The 15,630-nt window shown below is 64.4% G+C and carries 8 protein-coding genes and 1 tRNA gene; 3 read left to right on the top strand and 6 right to left on the bottom strand.

What is annotated here, in order from left to right; all coding sequences use genetic code 11:
• Position 1: 1 nt before the first annotated feature.
• From recC to ettA, 4 genes are all read right to left on the bottom strand, one after another.
• Complete coding sequence (gene recC, locus F0Q04_RS12945) at positions 2–3,610, bottom strand: exodeoxyribonuclease V subunit gamma (RefSeq protein WP_198424317.1); 3,609 nt, start codon at positions 3,608–3,610, stop codon at positions 2–4.
• Positions 3,611–3,746: 136 nt separating this feature from the next.
• Entirely contained in the window at positions 3,747–4,769 is a 1,023-nt protein-coding gene (locus F0Q04_RS12940; RefSeq protein ID WP_182341094.1) for a tripartite tricarboxylate transporter substrate binding protein, read from the bottom strand.
• Between the two features lie 208 nt (positions 4,770–4,977).
• On the bottom strand, positions 4,978–7,011 hold the full coding sequence (locus tag F0Q04_RS12935; protein ID WP_133248112.1) for a DUF1631 family protein: 2,034 nt from the start codon (positions 7,009–7,011) through the stop codon (positions 4,978–4,980).
• Positions 7,012–7,073: 62 nt separating this feature from the next.
• The gene (gene ettA / locus F0Q04_RS12930) at positions 7,074–8,735 is read right to left on the bottom strand and encodes an energy-dependent translational throttle protein EttA (protein ID WP_027010548.1); all 1,662 of its coding nucleotides are present in this window, start codon (positions 8,733–8,735) and stop codon (positions 7,074–7,076) included.
• Positions 8,736–8,989: 254 nt separating this feature from the next.
• Between ettA and F0Q04_RS12925 the strand changes: the two genes are divergently transcribed.
• Entirely contained in the window at positions 8,990–10,771 is a 1,782-nt protein-coding gene (locus tag F0Q04_RS12925; protein WP_182341092.1) for a DEAD/DEAH box helicase, read from the top strand.
• A 125-nt stretch (positions 10,772–10,896) separates the two neighbouring features.
• Positions 10,897–12,009 carry an endonuclease/exonuclease/phosphatase family protein gene (locus F0Q04_RS12920; RefSeq protein ID WP_182341091.1) on the top strand — a complete coding sequence of 371 codons (1,113 nt, stop codon included), beginning with the start codon at positions 10,897–10,899 and terminating at the stop codon, positions 12,007–12,009.
• On the opposite strand, the gene F0Q04_RS12915 is transcribed toward F0Q04_RS12920, so the two are convergent.
• Positions 12,006–12,953: an IS481 family transposase gene (locus tag F0Q04_RS12915; RefSeq protein ID WP_182341089.1), complete on the bottom strand. Its 948-nt coding sequence runs from the start codon at positions 12,951–12,953 to the stop codon at positions 12,006–12,008. The two genes, F0Q04_RS12920 and F0Q04_RS12915, sit on opposite strands and share 4 nt — an antisense overlap.
• Positions 12,954–13,267: 314 nt before the next feature.
• On the opposite strand from F0Q04_RS12915, the gene F0Q04_RS12910 reads away from it, so the two are divergent.
• Complete coding sequence (locus F0Q04_RS12910) at positions 13,268–15,082, top strand: M14 family metallopeptidase (RefSeq protein ID WP_182341086.1); 1,815 nt, start codon at positions 13,268–13,270, stop codon at positions 15,080–15,082.
• A 196-nt stretch (positions 15,083–15,278) separates the two neighbouring features.
• On the opposite strand, the gene F0Q04_RS12905 is transcribed toward F0Q04_RS12910, so the two are convergent.
• Positions 15,279–15,355 (bottom strand) — tRNA-Arg (locus F0Q04_RS12905).
• Positions 15,356–15,630: the final 275 nt, after the last annotated feature.

Genomic DNA, 15,630 nt, shown 5'->3' with positions numbered 1-15,630 from the left:
CTCATTGCGGCCCCTCCCCATCACCCGCGTCGCCCGCATCACCCTCCGCAAAGCGCGCCAGCGCCTGCGGATGCTGGCCATTGACCAATTGCACGTGGTTCAGCATGTCGCCATAGAGCTGCTGGGCCACATCCAGCAAACCAGCGGCCAGCAGCGCATCAAAATCCGGAAACACCCGGGCCAGCTCGGCCGAGCGCTGCAGCTCACCGGTGCCCCGGTAGCTGTCGTCATAGAGCGCCGCGAGCTGGCCGGCAGATGCCGTGGGCGCCAGGCTGGCGATGGAGGTACGCACAGCGGCCGGCAAGGGCGCGCGCATGCCTTGCTGCCACAGCGCCAGCAACTGGCGCCAGGCCGCTTGCGCAGCGCCAGCGGCCAGCGAGGGAAACACCGCAATGCCCGATTCGGTACAAACCACCGTCGTCAGCGCCTGGCCCGCGTTGTGCCAGGCCAGGTGCTCGACCCAGGCGCGCACCAGGCGGTCATAGCGCAGCTGCTCGCCGGCATGCAAGCGGCCGGCAGACAGGCTGATCTTGGCGGCTTGCTGCTGGCCGGCTGCATCGGCCCAGCGCAGGCCGCGCAACCAGTCGGCCACGGCCGGGCCCTCTGCGCCATCGCTGTAGCGCAGCTCCAGTGCTGCGCTGCTCGCCTGCGGCCAGTAGCGCAGTGCCGCCGCATAGACCTGCAGCGCACGCTGGGCGGCATCGCAAGCGGGCTCCAGCGCGCAATCGGCAAAGGCGCGCAGCGGCAGGCGCCCCTCCAGCCGCAAACGCTGGGCAGCGGCATCGAGCTGCGCGCGCAGGCGGGGCGCATCGGCCGCCGCCTGGGGGTTGTCGCGCACCCAGGGCTCCAAGGCGCTCAACAAGCTGACCTGCAAGGCCCAGGCCTGCAGGCCATCGGGGGCAAACATTTCCTCGTCCTGGCCGGTTAGGTCCTCGTCCTCAAAATACACACGCAGGCGCTGGCGAAAGAAAGCAGCCACCGGCTTTTGTGCAAAGTCCTGCAGTTGGCGCAGGTTCAGCGCGGCCTCCAGCCCCATCTCGGGCAAGGCCTCCAGCGCGTCTTCGGCCGCCTCGGTCTGCAGGCCATCGCCGTGCACACCATGCCATTCCTGTGCATAGGTGTAGAGGCCATCGCTGCCCGCATGCGAGGGCGACTGCGCGAAGTAACGTGGGCTGAAAGGCTGCAGCGGGTGCTCTTGCGTGAGCGCGCTCAGCAGCGCCTCGCCAGCGGCAGGGCCAGACAGTGCTGCGGGGGTGCCCGCCAGTTGCCAGCCCTGGGCCAGATGGTCACGCAGCTGACCGATCAGCACCGAAGGCGGCCGGGCAGTGCTGTCGCGGATGCTGCGCCCCACCCAGCTGATATAGAGCTGCTCGCGGGCGGACAGCACCGCCTCCAGCAGCAAGTAGCGGTCATCATCGCGGCGCGAGCGGTCGCCGGGCCGGTACTGCTGGCGCATCAGGTCAAAATCCAGCACCGATACCGGGCGCGGATAGGCGCCGTCATTCATGCCCAAGAGGCAGACCATCCGAAACGGAATGGCGCGCATGGGCATCAGGCTGCAAAAGCTCACCGACCCGGCCATAAAGCGCTGGTTCAGGCTGCTGGCATCCATGCCGGCCAGCCAGGCCTCGCGCGCCACCGACAGCGGCAAGGCCTCGTCAAACGCTGCCGCTTCGCACTGGCCCAGCCAGCGCTCCAGGCCTTGGATGAGTTGCATCTGCAGCAGTTTTTCATGTTCTTGCTGGGGGTCAAACAGCAAGACCAGCACCTCGCGGGCGCGCTCCACCCAGGTGCTGGGCGGCAGGTCCTCGGCCAGCAGATCGCAGGCCTGCTCCAATGCGCGCAGCAAAGCGGCCAGGCCGCCCAGCGCGGCAGCATCGAGGCCACCAATCTCGTCGTAGGGCTGGATGTCTCCGAGCGCCTCGCCACGGCCTACCGCAAAGCCCAGCATCATGCGGCGCAGGCCAAAGCGCCAGCTGTTGGTCTCTCCCGCCTGCGCCAGACCAATGCGGGCGCGCTGGGCGGCATCCAGACCCCAGCGCACACCGGCGCCCTCGATCCAGCGGTGCAGCAACGCGAGGTCATCCGGGTCAATGCCAAAGCGCTGGCGCAGGGCATCGACAGCGAGCAGATCGAGCACTTCGCTCACCGCAAAGCGGCTCTCGGGCATCGCGAGCACATGCTCCAACGCCACCAGCATGGGCTCGCGCCCGCGCTGGCTCTGGTCGGCCAGCGAATAGGGGATGTAACGCGCATCGCTGCGGGCGATGCGGCCAAACACCGCATCGATATGCGGTGCATAGACCTGGATATCGGGCACCATGACGATGATGTCGCGCGGCCGCAGGCTAGGATCGGCGCCCAGGCGGGCGAGCAGCTGGTCGTGCAGCACCTCCACCTCGCGCTGCGGGCTGTGCGCGGTCTGAAAGCGGATGGAGGCGTCCTGCGCCGGGTCCACCGCCGGCCACAGCGCGCGGCTTTCGGCCAGCGGCCGCAGGTCCAGGATGTCGTCCTGCAACTGGGCCAGCATATGGCTGGGCTCGGCCTCACCAAACAGGTCAATGCGCCCGCCATTGACGGGCCCCAGCAGCGACGCGTACTGGTCCGGCTGGTCGAACTCGTCAATCAGGTGGATGTAGTCGCGCCCCTGCTTGCCCCAGGCGGCCAGCAGCGGATGGGCATGCTGGTGCAGGTCGTCGTCGTGGATAAGCCCGTGCATGCTGCCCTTGCGCTGTTGGCGCCGGTACTGGTGGCGCAGCAAATCCTTGTCGGCGACGATGTCCGACCAGTGGTGGCGGCAGGGGTTGTGCACGCACAGCAGCACCTGGCAGCTGCGCGAGATGGCAGCGAGCGCCTGCAAGGTCTGCGCCGGCATCGACGAGATGCCAAACACCACCACGCGGCGCGGCAGGCGGGGGACATGCGCCTGCGGCGATTGCGGCGACTGCAGGTACTGCACAAAGCGCTGGTGCACGGCGGCGCGGCTGGTCTCCATTCCGGCGGCGCCCACATCGTCCAGCAGCGCGCGCCATAGCTGCGCCTGCCAACGCTGCTCTTCATCGAGCGGCTGGATATCGCCGCGTGCGCTGCGCAGCTGGTCCCGGCCCTCGGCCCAGTCGCGCAGCCAGTCGGCGCGGTAGACCTGGTACTGGTCAAACAGATCGGCAATGCGCTCGGCCAGTTGGTAGCGCCGGCGCTGGTCATGGTCCTCGGCCAAAAAGCGCTGCAGCGCGGCAAACGCGGGCTGGGCCAGCAGATCGGGCAAGAGGCGCATCAGCCGCCAGGTGAGCGGCTGCTTGTCCAAAGGCGATATCTCGGGCACCTCGTGCTTGCCCAGCACCGCCCGGTAGGCCTGCCACAGAAACTGCGCAGGCAGCTGCACATCGACAGCCGCGGTAATACCGCAGCCGCCCTCTGCCACCGGCTGGGCCATCGACAGCTTGAGCCACTGCGCAATGCCATTGCTTTGCACCAGAATCGTCTCGCTCTCCAGGGGGCGGAGTGGGTAGCGCTGCATCCAGGCCACGACCAGGTCCCGCAAAGCCTCCGGATGGTTGCTGTGTATCACCATCAGGCCGGGGGTCATCGCATGGACGGGGGAGGATTGCATCAGAGGAGGAAGATCAGTCAGGATGTGCCAGTTGGGAACTTTAACGCAGGCCACCGCCTGCTGGCGTAGCCCAGGCCAGCGCAGGCCAGAAAAAAGGCAGCCGAAGCTGCCTGTGCGGATGGGAAAGGGGCGCGCCTCAGTCCACCGTCGCGCCCGAGGACTTGACCACCGGTGCCCAAGCCGCCACTTCGGACTTGATGAAGGCGCCAAACTGCTCGGGCGTGTTCTTCTCGGCCACAGCGCCGAGCTTTTCATAGGCTTCCTTGACCTGGGGCTTGTCAAAGGCGCGGTTCATCGCGGCATTGAGCTTTGCCACCACTTCAGGCGGGGTGCCTGCCGGCGCAATCAGACCAAACCAGGACGAGACATCAAAAGGCTTGATACCGCTCTCTTCCATCGTCGGCAGATCGGGCGCGGTGGGCGAGCGCTTGGTGGTGGTCACGGCCAGCGCCTTGAGCTTGCCCGCCTTCACATGCGGCCAGGCCGACGGCATGTTGTCGAACATGAACTGCACCTGGCCGGCCATCAGGTCGGTGAGCGCAGGCGAGCTGCCCTTGTAGGGAATATGCTGGGTCTTGAGGCCCGTGCGCAGCTTGAACAGCTCCCCTGCCATGTGGATCGAGGTGCCACTGCCCGAGGACGCGTAGGAGACCTTGTCGGGGTTGGCCTTGGCAAAGGCGATCAGCTCTTGCACGTTATTGGCGGGCACACTGGGGTTCACCACCAGCACATTGGGCACCTTGGCGCCCAGCGCGACGGGCGCAAAGTCCTTTTCCAGGTCAAAGCGCACCTTGGGGTAGAGCGTCTGGTTGATCGCGCTGGTGACCGCAACGAACAGCAGGGTGTAGCCATCGTTCTCGGCGCGGGCCACCTGCTCGGTGGCGATGTTGCTGCCAGCGCCTGGCTTGTTGTCCACGACAAAGGACTGGCCCAGCTCGGCCGTCAGCTCCTTGGCCATAATGCGCGCGACCACATCGGTGGTGCCGCCAGCAGAAAAGCCCACCACGACACGCACGGTGCGCTCGGGGTACTTCTTGGGATCGGCGGCCTGCGAGGCCAGGGGCAGCAGGGCTGCGGCGCCCAGCAAGGTGGCAGCCAGCAGGTTGCGGCGCGAGGGCAGGCATGCGGCCGCAATGCGGCTGCGCGAGAATGGGCTCATGGTGTCTCCTTGGCACCTGGACGCTGAGCACATCCAGGCGATTGGCTTATTGGCTGATGGTGGCTGCAGCCTGGTGTGGCTGCATGCCACTGGGGCTTGGTGCCCCGAAAGCGGAGATTGTGCCACGGCCAAAAGGCCTGAAACCCAGATGCCCTTTAGGCGATGAGCGGTTGGCGACTAGGCAGTTGCGACCTCTGCCCGCCAGCACTCAAACCGGCCGTACCGCCCGCTCCTGCGCCAGCTTCTCGAGCATGCGGCGCGTGATCGATTGGCTCGCGCCGCCGCTGGCGACAAACAGGAACATGGTCGAGCGCGCATTGGTCCAGCTCAGCTGCTTGGGCACCCAGCCACCACCTTGGCCCAGGAACTCCAGCCAGACCCCGGCCTCCAGGCGCTTGCCGCCAATCCACAGCCCCACGCTGTCGGGCTTGGGGGCATCGAGCATCGAGCCCGTCACGATGATGGCGGGCTCATCCTCACCCATGGCGTCCACGGCCTCGGGCAGCTGAGCCCAGGCCGATGGGGTTGGCGCAGGCGACAACGCAATGGCCCCCGCAGAAGCGGGCAATGGCGCGGCCACGGCCGGCACCGCATGGCGCCCCTCTTCCTGCACCATTTGCAGCTCCACCAGCGCGCTGGGCGCCATCTGCGCGACGGCGGTGAGCACCGGTGCAATGCGCTCGGGCATCCAGCCGATGCTGGTCAGGCCGGCCTTCAGGCGCGTGAGAAGCGAGGGGATCAGCATGTCTGCATCGCTGTGCATGCTGGCACTGGCATGGGCCCCTGCCAGGGCCAACACGTCGTCCACCGCCTCTTGGTAGGCGCGGTAATGCGATGAATCCTGGCCTGAGCGCTCGGCCGCCTGCAGCAGCACCTTGGGCCAGGCGCCCGTCAAGGCTGCCAGCAGCGCCGGGTCCACATCAAAGCTGTGCAAGCTGGTGGCCAGGCGCAGCATCACCTCGGCCTCGATCTGCTCCAGGTTGGCAGACGCTCCAGGGCCTGGCGTGGCGGCGCTGGCCGCCAGCGGCGCTGGGGCTGGCTGTAGCGCAGGCTCGGGCTGATGTCCGGCTTTGGGTGCGGGCTGCGCCATCACCTCGCGCTCTGCCTGCATCTGGGCCAGTTGCGCCCAGTCGGATTCAGGGCTGATGCTGATGAGGCCCGACGCGCCCCACTGGCTCTCCAGCAGCATGCTGCTGGAGTAGCCCGAATCATTGACATCCTGCAGCGCCGACGACAGCCGGGGCTTGAGCCGCACGCCAAAGCGGCTGAGCGCCTGGGCGAAATCTGCCGCACTGGGCTGGGCCAGGGCCGACAGCGTCTCGACCGTCTCGGTCACCAGCTGCGGGAACTGCGGATCGGACAGCGCGCGGCCCTCTTCCTTGAGCACCGTGGCCTTGTCGACAATGGTTTGCACCAGCACGCGGGCGGGGTGGTCGGCATCGGTCCAGAACGAGCTGTCCTGGGCGGCCATGCGCTCCATCACCGGGATCAAGGTTTTATAGGCCCGGACGGCGCCCACGGGGCAATGCGCCGGGATGTCGAACAGGCTCTTGGTCCGCTGCACAAAGCTGCGGGTATTGTCTTTGGCGGCGCGGCGCTTGAGCTCGGCCTTGGCCAGCAGCTCGGCATAGCTGTTCATCGCCAAGGTCATGATGCGCTGGTAGCTGGTCTGCAGGTGGTCGGCCATGACGCCCACCATGTCGGGCAGAAACAGCGCGGTTGCGTCGGCAGAAATTTCCACATCGCTCAACGTGGCCTGCAGGCTGTCGAGGTATACGGTGTGGTGCAAAGGGTTACCGTTGCGCCAGTAGCGGGTGATCTTGCGCAATGGGCGGTAGACGCGCTCCAGGCCCGTCAGGCTTTGCTCGGTCTGCTGCAGCAGGTTGATCTGCATGCGGCCCCATTCGATCTGGGCGCGCAGCGCGTTGCGGTCTTCCTGCAAGCCATCGGCCTGGCCCTGGCCGCTCATCTGCGCGTGGTAGTCCTCGCGCTTGCCCTCCGCAATCGCAAAGACGGCCTGGCGCAGACGCAGCGCATACGCGAGCGGCAGTTGCGCCTTTTTGCTGGCCAGCTGGGATTGCGCGTACAGCAACAATTGTTGATCTTGTACGTTGCTGTAAGACGACAACTGCGCAGCCAAAGACGCCAAAGCCGCATTGCCCATGGCAGCCATCAAAGGCTCGGCCTCATGCAATGCCTGCTCCAGACAGGTGTCAAATACCGATACGGCCCGTTGCTCCACGCTTCACCTCTCCCAGTTGAAACGCCCGGCGCTTGGCAAAAGCGACGGGCGTACGGTGTGGGTTACTTCAGGGCTTTGTAGCGCATCCGCTTGGGCGCTGCCCCTTCTTCTCCCAACCGCTTCTTCTTATCTGCCTCGTATTCTTGATAGTTTCCATCAAAAAATACCCATTGGCTATCCCCTTCCGCCGCCAGAATGTGGGTCGCAATGCGATCGAGGAACCAGCGGTCGTGGGAAATGACCAATACTGTACCCGCATATTCCAGCAAGGCGTCTTCGAGTGCACGCAGGGTTTCCACGTCCAGGTCGTTCGAGGGCTCGTCCAGCAGCAGCACGTTGCCGCCCTGGATCAGTGTCTTGGCCAGGTGCAGGCGACCGCGCTCACCACCGGAGAGGTTGCCCACCTTCTTTTGCTGGTCCTGGCCGTTGAAGTTGAAGCGACCCGCATAGGCGCGCGAGGCCATCTGGAACTTGCCCACGTTGATGATGTCCAGGCCGCCGGAGATGTCCTCCCACACGGTCTTTTCATTGGCCAACGCATCGCGGTGCTGGTCCACAAAGGCCATCTTCACCGTCTGGCCGATTTCGACCTCGCCCGAATCGGGTTGCTCCTTGCCGGCGATCAGCTTGAACAGCGTGGATTTACCCGCGCCGTTGGGGCCGATGATGCCGACGATGGCGCCCGCCGGAATGTTCATGCTCAGGTTGTCGATCAGCAGACGGTCACCAAACGCCTTGGAGACATTCTTGAACTCGATCACGCGGCTGCCCAGACGCTCGGCCACAGGAATGAAGATTTCCTGGGTTTCGTTACGTTGCTGGTATTCGTAATCGCTCAGCTCTTCAAAGCGGGCAATACGGGCCTTGGACTTGGCCTGGCGGCCCTTGGCGTTCTGGCGCACCCATTCGAGCTCCTTCTTCAGGGCCTTGGCACGGGCTTCCTCGCCCTTTTGCTCCTGCTCCAGGCGGTTGCCCTTTTGCAGCAGCCAGTCGGAGTAGTTGCCCTTGTAGGGGATGCCATGGCCTCGGTCCAGTTCCAGAATCCATTCGGCCGCGTTGTCCAGGAAGTAGCGATCGTGGGTGATGGCCACCACGGTGCCGGTAAAGCGGTGCAGGAACTGCTCGAGCCAGTCCACCGATTCGGCGTCCAAGTGGTTGGTCGGCTCGTCAAGCAGCAGCATGTCGGGCTTGGACAACAGCAGCTTGCACAGCGCCACACGGCGCTTCTCACCACCGGAGAGTTGGCCGACGATGGCATCCCAGGCGGGCAGGCGCAGCGCGTCGGCCGCGATTTCGAGCTGGTGCTCGGAGTCGGTGCCCGCAGCGGCGATCACCGCCTCCAGCTGGCCTTGCTCGGCAGCGAGCGCATCGAAGTCGGCGTCTTCTTCCGCATAGGCGGCATAGACCTCTTCGAGGCGTGCCTTGGCATTGTTGACTTCGGCCATCGCCTCTTCAACCGCCTGGCGCACGGTGTGCTCGGGGTTGAGCTGAGGCTCTTGCGGCAGGTAGCCAATCGACAGTCCCGCCATCGGGATGGCTTCGCCTTCGAACTCCTTGTCGACGCCCGCCATGATCTTGAGCAAGCTGGACTTTCCCGAACCGTTCAGACCCAGCACACCGATCTTGGCGCCCGGGAAAAAGCTCAGAGAAATACCCTTCAGAATCTGTCGCTTCGGAGGAACCGTCTTGGTGACGTTGTTCATCGAAAAAACGTATTGAGCCATGTGTTCTTTTGGTAAATCAGTAAAAAAATATGCGATTTTTGATCGCGGCCACCCTGGGATTATCGGTGCATGCGACAATACCCGCAGTCAAAGGCTCCAGTTGCCTAGGACTTCAGCGCTAATGCTGGGGACGATGGACACAGTTCCGGGCTCCCTCTTTGAACCCATCTGCCTACCTGACTGGCTGCAATTATTCCAAAAAATTGCTTAGACGAGGCCGATACCCAGCGTCCAGGTTGGACGCATCTGATCCAATGAACTTTGAAGAACTGAATCTGGCACCTGCCATTGTGCAGGCTGTGCGCGAACAAGGCTACGACACGCCTACCCCTATCCAAGCCCAGGCTATCCCGCTCGTGCTACAAGGCTGCGATTTGCTGGCCGGCGCACAGACGGGCACCGGCAAGACGGCCGCTTTCACGCTGCCCATGCTCCAGCGCCTGACCCAATCTGAAGGCAGCCGCAACAAATGGGGCAACAAGGCCATCCGCGCACTGATTCTGGCCCCCACCCGCGAGCTGGCCGCCCAGGTCGAAGAAAACGTGCGCCTCTACGCCACGCACCTGGACATCAAGTCCACCGTCATCTTTGGTGGCGTGGGCATGAACCCACAAATCGACCGCATCAAAAAGGGCGTCGATGTGCTGGTGGCCACTCCCGGCCGTCTGCTCGATCTGCAGCAGCAAGGCTTTCTGGACCTGTCTACGGTCGAGATCCTGGTGCTCGACGAAGCTGACCGCATGCTGGACATGGGTTTCATCCACGACGTGAAAAAAGTGCTGGCGATGGTGCCCAAGGACAAGCAAAGCCTGCTGTTCTCGGCCACGTTCAGCGATGAAATCCGCGAGCTGGCCAGTGGCCTGCTGAAGAACCCGCAGTCCATCCAGGTGACGCCGCGCAACACCACGGTGCAGCGCATCAAGCAAGTGATCCACCCTGTGGGCCGCGGCAAGAAAAAGCAGGTGCTGCTGCACATCGTGCAGGAAAACAACTGGAGCCAGGTGCTGGTCTTCACCCGCACCAAGTTTGGCGCCAACAATGTGGCCGAATACCTCAGCAAGAATGGCGTCTCGGCCATGGCGCTGCACGGCAACAAGAGCCAAAGCGCCCGCACCCAGGCCCTCGAAGGCTTCAAGTCCGGCGATCTGCGCGCGCTGGTCGCCACCGATATTGCAGCACGCGGTATCGACATTGATGAATTGCCCAACGTGGTCAACTACGAGATCCCCAATGTCTCGGAAGACTACGTGCACCGCATCGGCCGCACCGGCCGCGCTGGCCGCGAAGGCAATGCCGTGAGCCTGGTGTGCATGGATGAAGAAGGCTTTATGATGGACATCGAGCGCTTCACCAAGCAGGACATTCCTGTGCAGGTGCTCGAAGGCTTTGGTCCGGAAGAAGGTGAAAAGGCCGAACCCATCGCCATGGGCCGCCAGACCATCTGGGGCGGCGCAGGCAAGGCCCCCGGCCGTGATGTGATGCAGGCAGCGGCCAAGGCTGCCCGCCAGGAAATGATGGAACGCGTGCGCACCAACAAGGTCGCTCGCGGCCCTGGTGGCAATGCAGGCGGCGGCCAGCGCGGCGGCAATGCCAAGCGCAGCCCCGGCCCACGCGCTGAACGCGCCGAAGGCGGTGCAGAGTTTGGCGGCGAAGGCCTGGACCAGGCACGCCGCGAGCAGCGCCCACCACGCCGCGACGGCCGCCAAGGCCCACGCCACCCCTCGGGTGAGGCGCGTGGCCCACAGCGCGCGTCGCAAGGTCCACGCCAGGCGGGCCCCGGTGCAAGTCGCGGCCCGCGCCAGGACAGCGAACGCCAGCCACGCGCTGATGCCCACCTGGGCACGCAGTTTGGCGGCACGGTCGATGGCCGTGACCATCGCCGCAGCGGCGCGGCCCAGCCCGATCCGATGCGCACCAGCGTGGACAGCATGGCCGAGCGCGGCCGCCGCGGCGGCTTTGGCGGTGGCAACCGCAATGGCGGCGGCGGCGGTGGTGGTGCAGGCCGGGGCGGCCGCAACCACTCCTTCTCGCGATAGATCGCGATAAACAGCGTTCTGGGCCGTCGCATTTCTACCGCCATCGCCGATGGCAGTTGATTTGGACGCCCAATTCCGCTAGGGTTAGGCCGCATTCGAAAGCGAGTTTCATGCGGCCTTTTTCTATGCCCTCTTCCGCTGCCAACCCTGCAGCGCCTGCCTTGCCTCCCGACACCTTGACGGTAGCCACCTGCAATGTGCTCAACCTGGCGCTGCCCGAGCGGGAGTTCTACGCCAACCAGGCGCCCTACACGCGGGCGCAGTACGAGCGCAAGACGCAATGGCTGGGCGGCCGCTTTCAGACCCTGAATGCAGACATTCTGGCCGTGCAGGAAGTATGGGACGAAGCCGCCTTCACCGAAGCACTGGCCGCCAGCGGCCTGCACTACCACTATGCGGTGGTGCCCGGCGCAGAAAACACCGAAGGCCGGGCTGGTGCCAGCGGCACCCCCCGCGTGGGGCTGGCTACGCGGCTGAAGGTGCTGGCCACGCGCTCGTTCACCGATTTTCCTGCCGGGCTGGGCCAGCCCATTCCGGGCCTGGGCGTCCACACCCGCTTTGAGCGCCCGCCACTTGTCGCCACCTTGCAGATGAAACGCGGCCAGATCCTCACGGTGCTCACCTGCCACCTCAAATCCAAGCGCCCCAAGTTTCTACTCGATGCCAATGGCAATCCGCTCGAAGACCGCGACAACCCCAAGATCGCCGCCCTTGCCTCCTTGCGCTCGCTGGTCATGCGCGGCGTGGAAGCCACAGCGCTGCGCTGCCTGGTGATCGACCTGCTGCGCCACACGCGCATGCCCTTGGTAGTGCTGGGCGATTTCAACGACACGCCCGACAGCGTCACCACGCAGATGATCTCCGCCAGCTCCGAGGTCGCTTACGACCGCAAGGCCCGCGACCGCGCGCTGTTCAATGCCTTCGATCTGCTGGGTGATGCAGCGCTGAAAAAAGATGTAGCCTATTCCCACATCCACCAAGGCGCACCCGCAGTGCTCGACCAGATTCTGGTCAGCGAGGAATTCGACCCGCGCAGCCGCCATGCCGTGGGCGATGTGCGCCGCGTCGATTACTTCAACGACCACCTGCATGAAGGGCGCGACCGCAGCCGCTCGGACCACGGTTTCGTGCGTGCGCTGCTGCGCATGCGGGCCCTGACACCCGGGGCTGGTTCCGGGGATTGGTCGCCCGACCTGGATGCGGCTGTTACATTCGAGCAGTCGCATGATGGCGCCTAGCTGTGAACTGTCAAGAGGTTGTTTGCAGATTTGAGCCTGGCCATCGGGGTAATTCGACCAATGCCGCTGTGAGGCCTGTGCCAGTTGTAGTAATGCTGCCAGCGATGTAAGGCTTGTGTTCGCTCAGCTGAATTCTGGTATGTCCAACCATAGGCCCACTCGCGCAGCGCCGATTGGATGAATCGCTCGGCCTTGCCGTTGGTCTGTGGCCGGTACGGCCTGGTGAACTTGTGCTGCACGCCCAAGGCGTTGCAGGCCGCAGCGAACTCCCTTGAGCGGAATGCCGCACCGTTGTCGGTCAGCAGGCGTTTGATGCTCACTCCAAGCCCCGCGTAGTACGCCACGGCGTTGCGCAGAAAGGCGACGGCTTGCGGCGTTTTCTCGTCCGGATGCATAGCGGTAAAGGCAATGCGTGCGTGGTCGTCAATGGCCACGAACAGTGTCTCCCATCCCGCACCATCGACCGAATCGCGCCGATTGCCTGTGACGCGGTGGCTGGGCCGAACGATGCGCCCGAGCTTCTTGGTATCGATGTGCAGCATGTCTCCAGGCGCATCGTGCTCATAGCGAACCACGGGCTCGGACGGCTGCAGATCGCTGAGTCGAGACAGGCCCGCACGGGCCAATACCCGGCTCACGGTGGACGCCGAGACGCCTGCGTAGCTGGCAATGCGCGACTGCAGCATGCGGCGTTTGCGTAGCTCAACAATGAGTAAGGCCTTGGACTCGCAGATGGCTTTGGGAGAGCAAATGGGCCTGGAGGAAGCATCGGCCAGGGCTGCTTCGCCGCCCCAGAGGTAGCGGCCCAGCCACTTGCGAGCGGTCTGTGCGGTGACGCCTTGAAGGGCTCCGGCCTGAGAGGCATCCAGGCCTTGCAAGGTCATCTGTTTGACCATCTCCAGTCTCCGGGCAAAGGTAAGTCGGGCATGCTTATGAGTGTTCATCCGGTTGGCTGTCCTGAGTGGGTTGGGTGTTTGGCGACTTCCAGTCTCTCAAATCCAACCCGGATGAACACCGGATACAACCTATTGAACCTTCACACCTAGCGCCCTGCGACGCTGAGGCGCTTCCTCCGGGCCTGCGATGAACCCGCCCGCCAGGCGGCACCGCAGCGGCGCAAACCGCCGCCGACAGCGTGTGTTTCAGATACGCACGGAAACTTATTGTTTCGCACCCATCCTACGTAAAAGCTGCACGCGGCTTTGCATAATGGCAACGTATTTTTCAGGAGGGGCGTGATTCGTCACGCACAACAACGATGATGAAACCCGACGCAGTATCCCCATCCACCCAGCGCGCAGTGCCAGGCTGGACCAGCCTGACTGTCATCGCCGCAGCGCTTGCGCTGTCCGCATGCTCGAGCACGCCACTGCCTGCCTGGAACAGCACGCCGATCGCGGGCGGCCAGCCAGCGCCCGGGACAGTCACCACCAAACCTGCCAGCGGCCCCAGCCCCGTACAGATCCCTGGCATCGGCAGCCCAGGCGTGGTCGCCACGCCGGTCGAGACGGTTCCGCTGCAAGGCAGCCCTCTTGGCGGATGGAAGGAGAGCGACGAAGTCGCTGCCCGATTTCCCGATCCCGAGCGCAGCTACGCCACGCCAGGACTGAGCGCGGGCCGCACCACCTACACCAGCAATGCCGAGCTGGGCCAGTGGCTGCGCCAACTGGCCACGCCAGGCCAGTCCGGCACCAAGGCCGAGCTGGTCACCGCCGGTACCTCGCAGGAAGGCCAGCCCATTTTGGCGCTGTTGCTGACCCGCGCTGCCAGCACCAGCTTGCATGACCTGGACCAAAGCCAGCGCCCTACCGTGCTGCTGATCGGCCAGCAGCATGGCGATGAGCCCGCCGGCAGCGAAGCGCTGCTGGCCCTGGCCCAGGACCTCAAGCAAGGCCCGCTGGCCTCAGTGCTCGACAAGATCAACGTGCTGCTCGTGCCCCGCGCCAACCCCGATGGCGCAGCCGCTGGCCGGCGCAGCACCGCCAATGGCCTGGACATGAACCGCGACCACCTGCTGCTGCAGACGCCCGAAGCCCAGGCGCTGGCCAAGCTCAGCCGCATCTACCGCCCCATTGCGGTATTTGATGCCCATGAGTTCACCGTGGCTGGCCGCTATCTGGAGAAGTTCAAGGGCGTGCAGCGCTATGACGCGCTGCTGCAAACGCCGACCACCGCCAATGTGCATGAGTTCATCGCCAAGGCGTCCACGGAATGGTATTTGCTGCCCATGCAAAAGGCGCTGACCGAGCAGGGACAGAGCAGCAACTGGTACTACACCACCACCCGCGACCCGCAGGACCTGTCGCTGTCCATGGGCGGCGTGCGCCCCGATACGGGCCGCAATGTGAACGCGCTCAAGAACGCCGCCACGATGCTGGTCGAGACCCGGGGTGTCGGCATTGGCCGCGCGCATATCCAGCGCCGCGTACACAGCCAGTATGTGGCGCTCGCCTCGGCACTGCAGACCACCGCCCAGCGCACCAAGGAGCTCGAGCAGGTGCGCAACTACGCGAACCGCGACATCGCCTCCCAGGCCTGCCGGGGCGAATTCACGCTGGAGTCGCAACAAACCACGGAAAAGCGCCGCGTGGTCTTCCTCGACCCGCAAACGGGTGAGGAGATGCAGCAGGAAGTGGACTGGCACTCTTCGGTCAAGCTCAACCCCGGCCCCAAGCGTGCACGCCCTTGCGGCTACTGGCTGGCGGGCCATGCCACCGACGCTGTCGACAAACTGCGCGCGCTGGGCCTGCAGGTGCTGCGCGTGGCCGAGCCCGGCAACCTCCTGGCCGACACCTACCAGGAGCAAGAACGCAGCAGCAGCGCCAAGAGCGATGTCTTGGGCCCTGGGCAGCAGAGCGTGGAGCGCGTCAAGGTCGGCCTGGAGCGTGTCGCCATCGACGTGCCCGAAGGCAGCTACTACGTTCCGCTGAACCAGTCGCTGGCCAATGTGGCGATTGCGGCGCTGGAGCCCGACACGCAAAGCAGCTTTTTTGCCAACCACATCATCTCCAGCCTCAACGATGTGGCCCGGTCGATGAACAATCCCTCGCTGGTTTACGAAGAGACCGAGTAAGCGCTACCCTGCCCTTCGTAGCCATGCATTGATCGATGCATGGCTGGCTCTGATTAGAAAATGCCCGCAGTACTTTTGAACTGCGGGCATTGCTTTTGGGTAGTTGAACAGTCATACGATGCTACACACGGCGTGTGATCAGTATGGGGAATGCGATTGCGTGCGGCAGCAGCAGCTAGCCTGCTGCATAGGAGTTTGGCCTGCCCGACAGGGATCGAACCTGTGACCCACAGCTTAGAAGGCTGTTGCTCTATCCAACTGAGCTACGGGCAGATGTTTGGTTGATGGAGGTATTTTGCCGGTATGGGCGCAACCTGAGACCCAAGATATGCGGAGCGCTCCACATGGGTCGTTTTGTTTTTTATGACTGGGCGTCATTATGCACTGAATCACCCGGCCCAACCTCGCGACAGGCCTGGCCAAGCCAAAGATGGATGGGTAGAGGCAGTGGCGGTCCAGCAAGCGGATCCAAGTGCAAAATGACAAACGCTATCCAACGCAACAAAGCCCCTTTCGGGGCTTTTCAAGTCTGATCATCGACGCAGCAA

Origin of the sequence: Comamonas koreensis (assembly GCF_014076495.1) — a bacterium.
GTDB lineage: Bacteria > Pseudomonadota > Gammaproteobacteria > Burkholderiales > Burkholderiaceae_C > Comamonas > Comamonas squillarum.
This window is presented reverse-complemented; position numbering and strand designations above follow the sequence as displayed.

Excerpts from the sequence above, each read along its gene's own strand:
- recC (WP_198424317.1), bottom strand. The coding sequence starts at position 3,610 with ATGCAATCCTCCCCCGTCCATGCGATGACCCCCGGCCTGATGGTGATA.
- F0Q04_RS12940 (WP_182341094.1), bottom strand. The coding sequence starts at position 4,769 with ATGAGCCCATTCTCGCGCAGCCGCATTGCGGCCGCATGCCTGCCCTCG.
- ettA (WP_027010548.1), bottom strand. The coding sequence starts at position 8,735 with ATGGCTCAATACGTTTTTTCGATGAACAACGTCACCAAGACGGTTCCT.
- F0Q04_RS12925 (WP_182341092.1), top strand. The coding sequence starts at position 8,990 with ATGAACTTTGAAGAACTGAATCTGGCACCTGCCATTGTGCAGGCTGTG.
- F0Q04_RS12920 (WP_182341091.1), top strand. The coding sequence starts at position 10,897 with ATGCCCTCTTCCGCTGCCAACCCTGCAGCGCCTGCCTTGCCTCCCGAC.
- F0Q04_RS12915 (WP_182341089.1), bottom strand. The coding sequence starts at position 12,953 with ATGAACACTCATAAGCATGCCCGACTTACCTTTGCCCGGAGACTGGAG.
- F0Q04_RS12910 (WP_182341086.1), top strand. The coding sequence starts at position 13,268 with ATGATGAAACCCGACGCAGTATCCCCATCCACCCAGCGCGCAGTGCCA.